This is a genomic window from Cystobacter fuscus, assembly GCF_002305875.1.
Lineage (GTDB): Bacteria > Myxococcota > Myxococcia > Myxococcales > Myxococcaceae > Cystobacter > Cystobacter fuscus_A.
Window position 1 is genome coordinate 1,930,858 of sequence record NZ_CP022098.1, and the last position, 14,737, is coordinate 1,945,594.

Annotated in this window: 7 protein-coding genes; 1 reads left to right on the forward strand and 6 read right to left on the reverse strand. The window is 71.4% G+C overall.

The features are described 5' to 3' along the window. Positions 1-208 precede the first annotated feature (208 nt). The 4 genes from CYFUS_RS08080 to CYFUS_RS08095 all read right to left on the reverse strand — a co-directional run bounded on the left by CYFUS_RS08080 (position 209) and on the right by CYFUS_RS08095 (position 8,303). Positions 209-1,267, reverse strand: a complete 1,059-nt coding sequence (locus CYFUS_RS08080; protein WP_095984698.1) for a hypothetical protein — start codon at positions 1,265-1,267, stop codon at positions 209-211. A 104-nt stretch (positions 1,268-1,371) separates the two neighbouring features. After that, the gene (locus CYFUS_RS08085) at positions 1,372-2,490 is read right to left on the reverse strand and encodes a glycoside hydrolase family 5 protein (RefSeq protein ID WP_232537439.1); all 1,119 of its coding nucleotides are present in this window, start codon (positions 2,488-2,490) and stop codon (positions 1,372-1,374) included. A gap of 162 nt (positions 2,491-2,652) precedes the next feature. Next, a complete protein-coding gene (locus CYFUS_RS08090; RefSeq protein ID WP_095984699.1) occupies positions 2,653-6,429 on the reverse strand; it encodes a tetratricopeptide repeat protein in 3,777 nt (1,258 codons plus the stop codon). 71 nt (positions 6,430-6,500) lie between these two features. After that, positions 6,501-8,303: a serine/threonine-protein kinase gene (locus tag CYFUS_RS08095; RefSeq protein ID WP_095984700.1), complete on the reverse strand. Its 1,803-nt coding sequence runs from the start codon at positions 8,301-8,303 to the stop codon at positions 6,501-6,503. Positions 8,304-8,499: 196 nt separating this feature from the next. Between CYFUS_RS08095 and CYFUS_RS08100 the strand changes: the two genes are divergently transcribed. Continuing rightward, positions 8,500-9,255, forward strand: coding sequence for a class I SAM-dependent methyltransferase (locus CYFUS_RS08100; RefSeq protein ID WP_095984701.1), 756 nt, complete (start codon positions 8,500-8,502; stop codon positions 9,253-9,255). 2 nt (positions 9,256-9,257) lie between these two features. Here the strand turns inward: CYFUS_RS08100 and CYFUS_RS08105 are convergent, their stop codons facing one another. Next, positions 9,258-11,600 carry an alpha-2-macroglobulin family protein gene (locus tag CYFUS_RS08105; RefSeq protein WP_095984702.1) on the reverse strand — a complete coding sequence of 781 codons (2,343 nt, stop codon included), beginning with the start codon at positions 11,598-11,600 and terminating at the stop codon, positions 9,258-9,260. Next, complete coding sequence (locus tag CYFUS_RS08110; protein WP_095984703.1) at positions 11,597-14,686, reverse strand: MG2 domain-containing protein; 3,090 nt, start codon at positions 14,684-14,686, stop codon at positions 11,597-11,599. Before CYFUS_RS08110 ends, CYFUS_RS08105 begins: the two co-directional genes overlap by 4 nt. Between the last annotated feature and the right edge of the window lie 51 nt (positions 14,687-14,737).

Below are 14,737 nucleotides of genomic sequence, written 5' to 3' on the forward strand. Positions count from 1 at the left end.
ACTGCTGCCCACGGCGCGTGGGCCCGAGCCTACTGCGAGACCGTCGTGCCCTCGCCCATGTACGGCAGGGCACCGACGGCTCGCTGCAACTGGCCCAGCACCTCGTCAAGCGTGGTCCGTCCGCACACAATGCGCTCAGACTGCTCGAAGGTGAGTCGGCCGTGGAGGAGGGCGTCGCTGCCGGGCGCCCCCCAGCGCCGCGGGCGGGCTACTTCGCGATCTTCCGGATCTTGCCCTCGCCAGCCCAGTAGACCCCCGTGCTGTCCACGGCGAGGTTATAAGACTCGCCGGTGGACGCCAGGACCTGGGCGCCGGTGCCGTCCTTGCACATCGCCCGGAGGGCTGTTCCATCGAGCCAGTAGATCCTCTCGCTATCGACGACGACCCTCGTCCCCGTGGTGGCGAGCTGGACGGCGGTGCCGCCGCTCTTGGGAATTCTGTAGACCCCGCTCGCGGCGTAGTAGACGTTGGCGTCGTCGAAGTCGAGATACCAGCTCGTACGAGTGAGCTTGATCGGCGCCGAGGCGCCAGACTTGGGCGCCTTCATGGTGGAAGAGAGAGAGCCGAGTTCGCGATAGTACAGGCTATCGCCGTCCGCGAACAATGACGTCCGCAGCCCGCCCGAAACAGGATCTCGAGGGACGACCAGGGACGCGGTCCCGCCCGAGAGCGGCTGGGCGTAGATGTTGTATTGATTGTTGCCGATCCAGTAGATATGGGTCGAGTCCACCGCCACCCCCGACGGGTAGCCGCCGGTGACCGGCAGCGCGGTGATGGTGCCGTCAGGGTTCACCCTGTTCAATTTGCTCCCGAGGCCGGGACCACTGCCGGAGAAGTAGGCGTAGGGGCCGCTTCCCACGAGCTCGGTCACGTAGGTGAGCCGATTGATGAGGACGGTCTTCGCGCCGCCGGCCTTGGGGACCCTGCCTACCTCGTCGTTGCTGACCTCGGAGCCATAGCCGCCGCCGTAGTACACGTACTGGTCCGTCAGCGCGATATTAATGGCGCCGTTGGTGTTGATGGTCGCGAGATCGATGGGGGTGCAGCTCCCATTGCACAGCGGCGCACATGCGAGCGTGGAGGCGAGCGCGCTCTCTGCCTGGCCTTCCTCCAGACTCGCGCCCGCGACGTTCGCCTCGCCGGGCGAGCCGCCGCAGCCGGCCAGAGCTGCGGAGAGGAGGAGGGCCGAAGCAGCGTGAAACGAGGGCTTCGTGCGGGTGAGGGCTTCAGTTTGGGAGGGTTGACGAGCTGCCGTATCTTTTCTCATGTGGATACCCTGTCAGGAGGGAACGCACGAACCATGCGTTCTTTCGGATCAAGCCGGTGAGGGCGGGAGGCCCCGGGAGCTTCAGGCCTCCCGCCCGTCGCGGATTATTGCAACAGCTTCTGCTTGATGAAGGTGCCGGAGGGCGTGAGGGCCGAGGCGGGCCAGTTGCCGGTGGTGCTCGCGCCGGGGACGAGCGCGGAGGCCGTCTCGGGCTTGTCGTGCAGCGACCAGTTGGCCCAGCTCAGCTTGCGGCTGTTCATGAAGTCGATCCACAGCTGGCTCTCGTTGAGGTTGAGATTGCCATTGCCGGACGCGTCGCAGGTGCCGAACTCCGTCACGAACAGGGCGATGCCCCTGGACAGCGCCGCGGCCGCCCTGTCACGCAGCCATTGCCCGTGCGTGCCCGCGTAGAAGTGCAGCGTATAGGCCACGTTGGGGTACTGGGTGATGGGGTTGTTGGCGGCCGCGTCCACGCCCTGCGACCAGGTCGGCGTGCCCACCACCACGAGGTTGGGAGCACCGGCGCCGCGGATGGCGCCAATGATTTCCACGGCGTAGGCACGCACCTCGCTCCAGGACTCGTTGTCCGGCTCGTTGAAGATCTCGAAGATGACGTTGGGGGTGTTCTTGTAGAGCTGCGCCATCTCCGTGAAGAACGCCTTGGCCTGCGCGGTGTGCTGCGTGGCGCTGTGATCATGCCAGTCGATGATGACGTAGATGCCCTTGGCGATGGCCGCGTCGACGACCGTTTTCACCCGGGCCTTCTCCGCCGCCGGATTGGTGAGATAGCCGCCTTCCTCCACGGCCATGGCGGCGCGCACCACGGTGACCTTCCAGTTGTCCGCGAGCGAGTTGACGACGGAGGCGTTGTAGAACGCGCTGCCCCACTGGCTCCAGAAGAGGCTCATTCCCTTGAGCTGGACGGCTACGCCATTCTGGTTCTGGATTTGATTGCCCACCACCTTGAGCTGGCCATTCGTGGCCACGGGCGAGGCCACCGGCGTCGGAGTCGGGTTGGTGGGCTGGGTCGGAGCGGGGTTGGTGGGAGTGGCGGGCGAGGTGGGGGTGGTGGGGCCAGGCTCCACCACCACCGGGGGCTGCTCCCCTGGAGGATTGGGCTCTTCGATCCCACACCCGCCGAGGAGCGACAGGTGGAGGACCGCCAGACACAGACCCCGCCAGCCGCTCAGACCCCTACCGCCTGAAACCGGATTCCTCTTCATGCGCGCCTCTCGAGATGGATGCAATGTCGTCGCGGGTGTCTTTCAAACAGACACCCGCACGGCTTGGCTCATCGTCAAGCGCACGCAGGATATCTCATTGCCTCTCCAATGGGTGGGGTTTTTTACTGGTTTCTCGGTTTTTACGTATTTGTTGAAAGGGAGCTAGGGTTTCACGAGCACCAGGTCGCGCGACTGGATGAGGTCCACTTCGCCCGCGAAGTGCGCGAAGTCCTCGTACTGCTTCACCGCGATGCGGCCTCGTTCCACGCGCAAGGTCTCGTCGATGGAGAGCGTGTTGCCTTCCTGCTTCTCCGTGCGCAGCAGCCGGCCGAAGGAGCTCTCCGTCTTCAACTGCGCCTGGGGATCCGTCAGACGGTAGCCCGAGGGCATCTTCAGGCTCACCCGCGTGGTGCTCGCCTCGGTGTCGTCGATGAGCAGGGGCACGGTGCGCGTGCTGAGCTGCACGTACTGCCGTCCCAACGTCGCGGGCATGGTGATGGGCGGCAGCACCAGCGTCCCGCCGCTCGCGCGCGCGAAGCTCGTGGCCTTGAAGCCGTAGCGCACCGTGAAGGGGGCGCCCACCTGCTCCTCGCGATCGAACTTCAGCTCGGTCAGCTCCGCCCCGTTGAAGTAGCGGCCCACCGCGTTCTGGAGGGCCTGCCGCCGGCGATCGCCGGAGATGGCCTCGAAGGCCTCCGCGAGCTGGGCCGCGTCGTAGCCCGTGTAGACTTCCTCGCCGCGGCCCACGAGGTGGCCGTTTTCATCCAGCTCCAGCTCCAGCTTCACCTGCTTGCCCGGCTGCGGCTCGAGCTTCGGCGTCTTCACCTTCTCCAGGGCCCGGCCCGGCTCGGGCAGCAGGTACGCGTCGCGCTCGCCCAGCGCCGTCTCGGGCAGCTCGCCGAAGGGCGCGTAGCGCGTGGTGGTGTCCAGCCACACCGGCCCCGCGCCCGGCACCTCCGCGCGCAGCGCGATGTAGGGCAGCAGCGACTCCTCGGGGAAGAGGTACTCCGCCGGGTCTACCGAGAAGGTGCGCACCGCCGCCAGGCGCGTGGGAATCCCCAACACCTCCAGGCCTGTCTTGAGGACCCACATGCGACTGCCCCGGTCCTGCGCCACCGCGGACGCCGCCGACTGGGTCAGCCCCGCGTCCCGGCCACTGAAGCGCTTCATCACCGCCGCGTACAGTGCCTGGGCCGCCGCGAGCCCGCGCTTGTCCCCTGCCGCCTCGCGCACGAACGCCTCCAGCTCCCAGTTGAGCGCGCCCCGCTCCAGGAAGCTGTCCGCGTACACCGCCACCAGCTTGTCATTGCCCGTGGTGCCCGCGCCCACCACCACGAAGGGCAGGTATTCCTTGCTCGAGGGGCCATCCGGTTCGGGGATGAGAGGCGGTACCCCGCGCACCTCGTGGGTGAAGAGTTCCTCGTCACCCTTCACCGTGGGCGGTGGCACCCGGACGTTGTGCGCGTCCACCTTCATGCCCGTGCCCTTGGGCGCCACCACCGTGTACGTGGCGCGGTGGTCCGGCATGCTCGCCACGCTGAAGTAGAAGTCCGACGCCTTGAAGCCCGGCTGCGCCGGCCCGCGCGAGGGCTCCGCCAGCAGGTATTCGATCTCCACGTAGTCACCCACCTGCACGCCCGGCAGGCTGACGCTGTCCTTGCCCTCGATGCTCTCCGGCTCCAGCACCGTGCCATTGGCCTTGAGGGTGCGTACCGCGAGTGGCTGCGCGCCCGCGGGCAGGTTCACTTCGGCGATCTCCTGCACGCCGCTCTGCTCCAGCGCCTTCTGGATGATGTGGATGCGGGTGACCTGGGAGCCATCGGGGAAGACCCGGGTGGCGGCCGCGTCCAGCACGTAGGCGGCGGAGCTGTCCTCGGGGCCGTGGTTCTGCTCGTAGTCGCGGATGGCCTCGCGCCCGTTGATGGCGTGCGCCTGCAACACCTCCTGCCCCGTCTTCGCGCGCGTGACGGCGCGGCGCAGCGACAGGTTGTCCCCATCCAACAGGAGCGACTGCTCGCGCAGGGCGAGCGCCCCGGCGGCGTCTCCGGCCAGCTCACGCACGTCCGCCCACTTCTCCAGCACCCGGGGGTTGCGCGGCCACAGCAGGCTCAGCTCCTTGAGCGTGGCGGTGGCGTCGTCGAACCGGCGCAGGGCCACCTGCGCGGCCGCCAGCGACAGGGCGGTGGTGCCGTCCCCGGGATTGCGCGTGAGCTGCTCCCGGTAGAGGGCGACGCTGCGCTCCAGATCGCCCCGCATCCGCGCGTGCTCGGCCGCCCGCGCGAGCGAGCCCGGGCAGCCCTCCAGCGAGGTGATCAGCTCATCCGTGCGCGCCACCGCGTCGCGGCGCCTGGCCAGGTTGTAGCGCAGGCCCTGCGCCTCGCACAGGCCCGGCTGCACCTGGAGCGCCGACGCCAGGCTCTCCTCCGCCGTACTGTCCAGCTCCAGGGCCACCGCCGCGCGCGCCTCCATCATCAGCACGGGCCAGCCCGTGGGAGTCGCCGCCTTGCGCGCCGCCTTGAGCGTCTCCAGCGCCGTGGTGGGCTGGTTGTCGCCGAGGGACAGCTCGGCGCGCACCATCAGCGCCACCACGTCGCTCGCGTCCCTGACCAGCACCGCCTCCAGATCCCTCGTCGCGCGTCCGCGCGCCACCTTGCTGGGAATGGTCCGGTCCTGCACGGCCAGCTCCGCGCGCAGCGACAGCACGGCCGGGGCCTGCGAGAGCTTCGCCAGGCGCGTCATCAGCCGCCAGGAGCCGTCCGGATCCCTCGACATGCCGTCGCGCACCGCGATGAAGTCCGCGAGCAGGGTCCCCGCCTCGGCCGTGAGCGCCGCGGACAGCTCCTCGGCGCGCGGGTAGACGAGCTCCGCGCGCGCCTCCTTGGGGCCAGTGCCCCACGGGGCGGGAGCGGGTCCGGTGGCGGCGCTGTAGCGCAGGGCGGCGGGGCGCCCATCGGCGCGCGACAGCGTGACGGACACGGAGGCCTGGCGCTGATCGCGCAGCAGCTTGACGAGGACGCGGTGCCGGCCCGCGCCGAGCTGCAGGGGGCGCGCGGCCACGGTGGACGCGGCGCGCGCGAAGGCCCGGCGCTCGAGCACGGGCTGCCCGTCCAGCATCAGCTTGTACGAGGAGGCGGACGCGGCGCGCACCACGTAGACGCCCGCCTCGGGCACCTCCACGTCCGCCGCCAGCAGGTAGACATCTCCCGGGCTCGTCTCGCCCGCGATGTCCAGGCGGCTGTCGGGCGCGTGGAGGATGCGCGGCGCGAGCGGACCGAAGGGGCCGGTGAAGGGGCCCACGAGCGAGCCGTCCTTCTCCGGCGCGAGCGGCTCGTCGAAGGTGAGCAGGTGCCAGGCGGAGAAGGGCCCGAGCAGCGTGGCCGTGTCCGCGGCGCCGAGATCCTGGAGCACCTGCGTCTGGGCGGCCCGGTCCGGCCGCAGGGCCATCACCGAGAGCTGGGCCGCGCGCAGCAGTTGGGCGGCTTCCCCCACGGCGCCGGCGTCGAGCGCGGCGAGCAGGCCGGTGAGGATGACTTCATCCAGCGCGGGCGAGACGCCCACCGACTCCAGCACGTAGCGCGCCGAGGGCACCGCCAGCGGATGACGGGGCGCCCGGGTGACCACCGCCAGCGCGGCGTCGAGCGCCCGGCGGGGCTGGGCGGCGCGGCGCGCGAGCAGGTGATGACCGTAGAGGGCGTAGGGCTCGGCCGGATCCTTGGAGATGGCCTCGTCGAAGCGGCCCTGGGCGGCCGCCATGTCCCCTTGCACCAGCCAGGAATGGAAGCCCGCGAAGGCGAGGGTGCGCGAAGCGGAAGCCCCATTGCTCGCCGCCGTGGCGGCCCGTTCGAGCACCTCGGAGGAGGCGGGGGAGTGAGCGGCACAACCGGCCACGAGGCCGGTGACGAGCAGGAGCGCGAGGAGGGCGCGGGTGGGCGTGCGCATAGAGGACCCAGGGATAGTTCAAAGCCCGGGTCCGGGCCACATCCGCATGCAGCGGATGGACGCGCATTTCTCTATTTCGAGCGCTTGCCCTTCGAGGACGTGGACTTGGTGGGGGCGCGCCTGGCCGGAGCGGCGGCCGGCCTGGAGGCCGGCGGCGGCGGGGTGAGCTGGGCGGTGGTGGACTGCTTGGGCGCGGGCCACACCTGATAGGTGAAGTTCTCCGCCTGACACCTGCCCTCGATGCAGCCGAGCGCCGGCACGGGCTCGTCGCCGAAGCGCCTGCTCTGCCAGTCCGTCCCCAGGTGCAGGGGTTCTCCCATGGGGCGCTGGTCCTCCTTGGTCCCCACCGAGGCGACGAGCACGCCTTCGTCGTCCACCTCCAGGGAGAGCTGCACGGGCCCGTCGGGCGAATCCTCGCCGAGCATGATTCCGCGCTTCTCGCCGAGGCTCCACTCCAGCCGCAGCGGAGCCCCCGCGCCGCTGTACACCAGGGCCACGTAGCGGCCCGTGCTGCCGAGCAACAGCAGGGCGACCTCGGGGTCCGGCGCCTCACCGTGCTTGAAGGAGCGCAGGCGGTTGGCGAGGGTGGGCTCGGGCTCGCGGGCATCCACGCGCGCGGAGAAGCGGGCGCGGCTGCCGCGCATGCTGCGCACGTCCACGCGCATGAGCCCCACGCGGGACTGGCCCATCACCGAGGGGAAGACGATCGTGCGATCCTCCAGCTCCAGGGGACGGCCCGACACGAGTACCGAGGGCTTGTCGGGGCCTTCCCCGAGCGTGACCCGGCGCGTCTCGCCCTCCACCGTCATCAACCGTCCGGCGAGGGACGACGCGGCGGGAAGTCCGAGGTCCGCGGTGAGCGCGGCGCCCGGGGTGCGCTCCACTCGCTTCTCCCCGCTGCGCATCCACGCCACGCCCAGGATGCCCACGGACGCGATCACCATCACCGTGGCGACCACCTGCAGGCAGGTGCGCACCACGCGCGCCGCCACCCGCTTCGCGCGCTGCACCCGGCTGAGCTTCGCCGGCGCGATGGTGGTGTAGTGGGGGATGAGCGGTTCGATGTCCCGGATGAGCGCGGTGACGTTCGGGTAGCGCTCCTCGGGTTGTTGCTTGAGGCACCGGTCGATGATGCCGTCCAGCTTGGGGTCCACCCCCGGCTTGCGGCGCGAGGGCGGATCATAGTGGCCCGCGGGCAGCTCCCCCACGAGCAGCTCGTAGAAGATGAGGCCGAGCGCGAAGATGTCCGCGCGGCCATCCGCGTTCTTCGCGTCCACGCGCTGCTCGGGCGCCATATAGGACAGCGTCCCCATGGCCACGTGCGTGCTGGTGAGGGCGAAGCGCGTGCTGCTGTCCTCGAGGAACGAGGCGAGTCCGAAGTCCGTCACCTTGGGCAGGTCACCCGCCTGCATGTCGAAGAGGATGTTCTCCGGCTTGAGGTCGCGGTGGATGACGCCCCGGTTGTGCGCGTACTCGATGGCCCGGCAGATCTGCATCATGATCCGCAGGTGCTCGAAGGGATCCTCGGGCGCCTGGCGCATGCGCTCGCGCAGCGAGGGCCCGTCCACGAACTCCATCACCAGGTAGTACGTCGTCGGCGTGCTGCCCTTGTCGACGATGGACACGATGTGGGGGTGGTGCAGGGTGGCGAGCGCCGCGGCCTCCTTCTGGAAGCGCGCGACGAAGCTCTCGTCCTGGGCGAGCTGCTGGCTGAGCAGCTTGACCGCCACGGTGCGGCCGAGCGACAGCTGGGTGGCCTTGTGCACCTCGCCCATGCCCCCGGCGCCAACGAGTTTCTCCAGCCGGTAGCCTGGAATGAGATCCGGATCGAACGTCCGGCTGATGGAAGTGGCGGTGGCGTCGAGCGAGGACATGGCAGGCGGGCGCGTAGGCTACCAGAACCGATCGCGCGCGGACGCCAGAAGCCATGGCCGCCTCGCCAGCGGGGAAGCAGGCAGGGGTGTCGCGTGTGCGTCGCCTTTCTCCTACACGCGTGGGTTTCGGGGAATGCCTTGAGCTCCGGGTCGAGCACGTGGTGGGTGTTAGGCTGACCTCCGAGGAACTCGCGCCATGAACATCACGCTGTCTCCCCAGGACTACGCCACCGCCTTCCACCTGCTCGCCAGGACGGCCAGGCACCCCGAGAACATCGGGCAGTGGGTCGAGCGGAGCCTTCTCTCCCGGCTGCCCGCGCGTCCGTCCCTGCTCGATGTCGGCGCGGGGCCGGGCTCGGTCGCCCGGCGGCTCGCGCCGCACTTTGGCCCGCTCACCCTGCTCGAGCCCAACCAGGAGCAGCTCGGCGCGTTCGAGCTGCCGGGGGCCCGGCTCATCCATGGGACGCTGGAGAGCTTTCAATCGCCCGAGAAGTACGATCTCGTCCTCTGCTCGCACATGCTGTACCACGTGCCCGTGTCCGATTGGGGCGGGGCCATCGAGCGGCTGCTCTCGTTCGTGCGCCCGGGGGGCTACTGTCTGGTCGTCCTCGGCTCGGCGCGCGGGCAGAACTACGAGCTGCATCGCGACTTCACCCAGACGGTGATCACCAGCGAGCAGCTCAAGGCCATCCTGAAGGACAAGCAGCTCCCGTTCGAGGTGGTCGAGACCCAGAACGGTTTCTCCGCGGCCACCTTCGAGGAGATGTACACGCTCTGCCGCTTCTTCGTGTTCGAGGACTGTTACACCGCGCGGCAGCTCGCCGCGCTGAGCGACGACGAGGCGCGCGCTCTCGATGCGAGGATTCGCGAGCACGCCGGGCGCTGCCGGGAGTCGGACGGGGTGTACCGCCTGCGGCAGGGGGATGAGTTCATCCTCATCCCCAAGCCGTAGGTTCAGCGGATCGTCCAGGTGGTGGGCGCCACGCGGAAGGCCGTGTTCTCGCTCCCCACGAGCGAGAGGCTGGAGGCGCCCGCCTGCAACGCGCCGGCGAGCGTGGGCACCACCCGGAACCGGGCCGTGAAGGGCTCGGCGGCGCCGCGCGGCGGCAGGGTGAGGCTCACCGCTCCGTCCTCCACGTCGTAGGCCGTCACCCGGCCCTGGCGCACCAGTTCCTCCAGGCTCGGGCGATCCACCTGCACGCCCGCGGGCAGCTCCTGGCGCAGCGTGAGCTCCAGGCCCGCCGGAGAGGCCGCCTGGAGCGTCACCTCCACGGGCATCCCCACCTTCGCGTCCGCCGCGACCTTCATGGCGAGCTCCAGTCCATGGCCCGGTTCGCTCGCGCGCCAGGGCACGCGGGCGGCCAGCGTCAGGGAGAAGCCCAGTCCCGGCACCGCGGGCTCCGCGCGCACGCTCCAGGTGTGCGGGCCCGCGGAACCGGGTGCCTCCGCCTCCAGCGCGAGCACCTCGCGCAGCGCCTTCGCGTCGAAGTTCCCCTCCGTTATCGGCTGGCCATCCCGCTCCAGCACCACCCGGACTCGAGAGGGCAACGGCTCCTTGAAGAGGGCCAGCACGGCCTGGAGTCCGGCGAGGTTGGCGCGCCCGTCACCCCAGCCGGACTCGGGCCGGTAGTCCGCGAGCAGCGAGGTGCCCAGGTCCGCGAGCGGCGCTTCCTTGTCCTCCACCAGCGCCAGTACCGCGAGCGCGGTGGCCTCGGCCTCCGAGGGGATCCGTCCATCCGCTCGCACCACGCCCGCTGGTACGGGGAGGTACGCCGCGCCATCCGGTCGCCGCTGGAGCGCCTCACGTACCCGCCCGCGCAGCGTGTCCCGGACCGAGCCGGACACCCCTCCGCTGGCCAGCACCGCCGCCGCCGTGTAGCCGTCCCGGATCCGTGACAGGGCGCGCTCGAAGGCACCCGACGCGCGCGCCCCGAAGGCCGAGGCCCGTCGGAGGCCCGCGTCCGTGCCCATCCCAGCGCGCACCACCCGGGTGCACTCCGCCGTGGCGACCAGCAGCCGCTGCAACGTCCACCCCTCGCCGCCCTGGCACGTTCCATCCGGGCGCTGGGCCCGCGCCACCTGCTCGGACAGGCGCTCGCCGAGCCGTGCCAGCACGGGATTGCCCGGGTGGGCCAGCGCCGCCTCGGCGAGCAGGGCCGCCGTCGCCACGTCCGGCGCGCGTCCGGCCTTCAGCACCCGCTGGCCCGCGAGCATCGACGTCTGCTCGAGCGCGCGTGGCTCCACCGTCCCGCCCAGGCCCTGGAGCAGCGCCGGGGCGCGCCCGGTGAGCAGCAGCGCATAGGCATCCTCGGCCCCGCCCGCGCGGCCGGGAGCCGCCGCCAGCTCCGAGCGCAGCACGCCCAGCGCTCCGGGGAAGACGAGCAGCCGCACCCGCTCGCTGCCCTCCACTGGGGACGGGGGCCCCACCAGCTCCAGTGTGCGCGGCGCGGCCAGGGTGCCTCCGCGAGTCTCGCGCACCAGTTGGCCCGTGGGCCACACGTCGAAGCCGCGCTCCACCGAGTCCGCTCCCTCCAGCGCGGCCCGCACCGTCACCGGCCCCGGCCTCGCCGCGCGCAGCGTCACGTACTCCACCACGCTGCCCGCCGCCGGCACCGTCACCGTGCGCGTGCCGCCCTCCACCTGCGCTCCCTGGGCCTCCACCTTCAGCGCGCGCGTCACCGCGGCGCCCGTGGTGTTCACCAACTGCACCGGCATGCGCACCACGTCTCCGGCCCGCAGGAAGGCGGGCAACACCGGATCCACGTAGGTGGGCAGCGAGCTCGCGAAGGTGCTCACCGCCCCGGCCTGAGCCCCCGAGCGCGAGTGCGCCAGCGCCAGTACCCGCCAGTGCGTCAGCCGGTCCGGCACCTTCACGGGGACCGAGGCCTCGCCCGACGCGTCCGTCACCACCAGGGGCTCGAAGAGGAACGTCTCGGGGAACCACGCCCGTCCCGATGGGGCCGCCGCTTGCTCCTGCCCGGGCGCGGGGGGAGGTGGGGGCGGGGGAGGGGCCAGTGCTCCCACGGCCATCCCCTTCTCCCTCATCCCGAAAGCGACCGGAGCTCGTTTGGCTGCTCCTCCGCCCCCTGGGATGGCGTCTGCCTCGATGAGGCCCCCCCTGAGCTGCTCCATGGGGAGGGTGGCGGGAGCGGCCTGGGGGGGTGCTTCCGCCAGCATCAGCTCCTCCGGCTCCGCCCGCACCGGTGAGAAGCTCGGCATGAACAGGATGCTCGAGAACAGGGTCAGCAGGACGCCCACGACGAGGCCTCCCGCCCCCACGAGGATGTAGCGCTTCATGGCGACTCCCGGGTGACCCATGCGCCCCAATTCTCGATGTCCTGGGGCAACCGCGTGCCGTTGACCACCACCGCGCGCGGATCCGTGAGGGCGAGCAGCTCCGAGGGCAGTTGCGACAACCGCAACCGGCGGCCGAAGGCGTCCGTGACCTTCTCGCCCCGCTGCTCACAGGCCGCGAGCGCCTGCTCCCATTGCCGCGCGAGGCCCTCGGGCGACAGCGTCTCGCCCTCGGGCGCGGACTCCTCCCAGGCGCGCACCCGCACCGTCAGCTCCGAGAGCACCCGGTAGAAGGGCTCGGTCAACTCCACGTCGGGCTCGAAGGGCGACCGCGCCGAGAACGACAGGGTCCGTTCCCCCTCGGCGCGCGAGGGCACGCTCCTCACGCGCAGCAGCGTGGCGGCGGCGGCGTTGGCGCCCCGGATGCGCCCCATGACGAGCGCCGTGCCGTCCAGCACCCCGAAGGCGGGCGAGGTCATCGAGGGCGTGGGCCGCATCCCATCGAGCGCGTCCGCGTCCGGCAGGGCCACGAGCTGCGACAGGCTCTCGTCCACGCCGAAGAGGCCCACCGCCGCCGGGCCCTTGCGACCGTCCACCCACGTGTTCACCTGGAGGTGGGCCAGCTCGCCGGGGGCGTAGGCCGCCTTGTCCGACGCCACCTCCAGTGAGAGCCGCGCCTGGGGCGCCACGTACACTCGCGCCACGGCCCCGTTCCAGGACGCCTCGGCCCAGCCCTCGAAGCTCGTGGGCAGGGAGAAGCGCGCCACCGGTACCGGCCCCGTCCGCTCCACCTTCGTCCGGAGCGTCCTGTCTCCCGCCTGGAGTTCGAGTTCCTCGGGCAGTCCTCCCGTGAAGTCCGGGCCGCGCAGCAGCTCGATGCTCACTTCCCCTCCAGTCTGGGCCAGCACGGGCGAGGCGCGCAGGCGCGTGGGGGGCAACCGCGCGGGCGACGCGATCCACGTCGTCGAGCCGAGATCCCCCGTCGCGTCCTTCGCGCTCACCTTCAGCTCGTAGCCCAGCATCGTCGTCTCCTGGGGAACGGCACCCTCGGCGGACCGGGAAGTGGGCTCGGCGGTGAAGCGCACGATGCCCGTGGCGTGGCCGGGCTCCTCGCTCAGCCGCATCCCCGCGAAGCGCGACTGGATGCAGGCGAGGTGGGGGGTGGGCAGCGAGTCTTCCTGGGGGCGTGGGGACGTCCAGCCCACTTCCACCTCGCGCTTGCCCGGACGCGTGCGCCAGATGAGCACCGAGGGCAGTGGCGCCGCGAGCGACAAGTCCGCCGGCAGGCACTCGCGCGCATCGAGCGCCGCGCGGTGCAGCGCATCCTCGAGCCCCTCGCTGGTACTGGCTCCGAGGAGGTCGCGCACCTCGGTGACGAGCAGGGGCAGTCCTGGATCCCTCAGGCTCAGGGTGAGCCCCAGCATGCGCTCGCGACCGGGAGGCAGCGAGCGCGTGCGCAGGATCGCGGCGGCGCAGGAGGCCAGCGGCGAGTCCTCCGCGGTGACGTCCACCACCGCGCCTCCCGCCGTCACGCGCAGGCCGAGCTCCACCTCGAAGGAGTCCGCTTCGGGCGACACGAAGCGGGCGCAGGGGCGCAGGGGCTCCAACCACCGCTCCACGGCGAGCTGATCCTCCAGCGAGGCGTCGCCCTCGTCGGCGAGCAGATCCCTCATCTCCTCGAGCTGCACCGGAGGGGGCCGGGGAGCGGGGCGCACCGGCAAGGCGGGCAGCACGACGTTGACGGGCGGGCCCGGGTCGAGCTGGAAGACGGCCACGCCGTCCTCGTCCGTCACCGCGCGCACGCCCTCGTCGTTCGGATCCCACGCCCGGCGCACGGTGAGCTCGGTGCCGGGCAACAGCCGGCCGGCGGCGGTGGTGGCCCGCAGGTAGACGCGGTTGCCGTAGCCGTCCACCAGGCCGTCCGACTGCTCCGTCACCGCCGACACGGAGAGGGCGTCCTCGGTGAGCAGCACCGAGGTGGCGCCCTGCACCTGGTCTCCCGCCGGGTCCGTGGCGGACAGCGTCGCGGAGAGGGTGGCCTGGCCGCGCAGATCGAAGGGCACGCGCGGCAGTGGGAGGCGGAAGCGTCCCGCGGCGTCCGTGCGGGCCTCGCGGGGCAGTCCGTCGCGGGCGTTCGCGTCGAGCCACGCGGTGGGCGGAGGCCAGCGGCCCGAGGCGCGCCAGTCCACCTTCACGGTGGCGCCGGCCACGGGGGCTCCCGAGGTATAGAGGACCCGGCCCTCGACGAGGGGCGACTCGCCCGCGCGCCAGAAGGGCCTGGTGCCCTGGGCCTCCACCTGGAAGCGGGGCAGGGTGAAGGGCTGCACCTGGAAGGACACCTCGCCGCCGGTGTCTCCGCTCACCCATTTCACCTTCCAGGCGCCGGTGGCCGCTTCGCGGTCGAGCGGGAACTCTCCGGACACCACGCCCCAGGGGCCCGCCGGCATGCGCTGCTCGAGGAGGACCTCTCCCGAGGGATCGGTCACGAACCAGGAGCCCGGGCGCCCATCGATGGGAGCCAGGTCCCGGGCACGCAGCACCACGGCGCGAAAGCGCACCACGTGGCCGGGCTCATAGAGGGGCCGGTCGGTGAGCACCTGGATGCGGGCGGGGGCGTAGAGGGGAAGGGGGGCGTCCACGGTGTCCGTGCCCAGCGGCGAGTCGACGCGGGCACGCAGCCGGTAATCCCCGTCCGGCAGGGCGGGCAGCTTCACCGAGGCGCTCTGGGCGAAGCCGGGCTTCTGCCGCTCCCAGGGACCCTCGATGGGAAGCGGAGTCTCCTTGCCCTCGGCATCCACGAGGAAGAGGGCGGGCTCCAGGCGGCGCACCGCCGATTGCAGCGTGCCGCCATCCCGGGTGACGCCATGGGCCAGGGCCCCGACGGTGACGCTCCCCGTGGATTCGCGGGCGAGTCCCCGCGCGTCCAGGGTCACGGTCTGTCGCATGCGCCCGTCCGGACACCGAGGCATCTTCACCCCCTGGAAGATCCAGGTGGACACGCAGTCGTCCACGGCCACCCACCAGATGCCGATCAGGATGACGAGCGCGGCGATGCCGAGTGTGAGCCGGCGATTGGAACGAATGTTCATCGACCCTCCCGTGGCCAGTCTACGCCACGCGGTGGGGCGGTGTACCTGGGG

Coding starts and splice junctions, on each gene's coding strand:
- CYFUS_RS08085 (WP_232537439.1), bottom strand. CDS start 2,490: ATGAAGAGGAATCCGGTTTCAGGCGGTAGGGGTCTGAGCGGCTGGCGG.
- CYFUS_RS08105 (WP_095984702.1), bottom strand. CDS start 11,600: ATGAAGCGCTACATCCTCGTGGGGGCGGGAGGCCTCGTCGTGGGCGTC.
- CYFUS_RS08090 (WP_095984699.1), bottom strand. CDS start 6,429: ATGCGCACGCCCACCCGCGCCCTCCTCGCGCTCCTGCTCGTCACCGGC.
- CYFUS_RS08080 (WP_095984698.1), bottom strand. CDS start 1,267: ATGAGAAAAGATACGGCAGCTCGTCAACCCTCCCAAACTGAAGCCCTC.
- CYFUS_RS08100 (WP_095984701.1), top strand. CDS start 8,500: ATGAACATCACGCTGTCTCCCCAGGACTACGCCACCGCCTTCCACCTG.
- CYFUS_RS08095 (WP_095984700.1), bottom strand. CDS start 8,303: ATGTCCTCGCTCGACGCCACCGCCACTTCCATCAGCCGGACGTTCGAT.
- CYFUS_RS08110 (WP_095984703.1), bottom strand. CDS start 14,686: ATGAACATTCGTTCCAATCGCCGGCTCACACTCGGCATCGCCGCGCTC.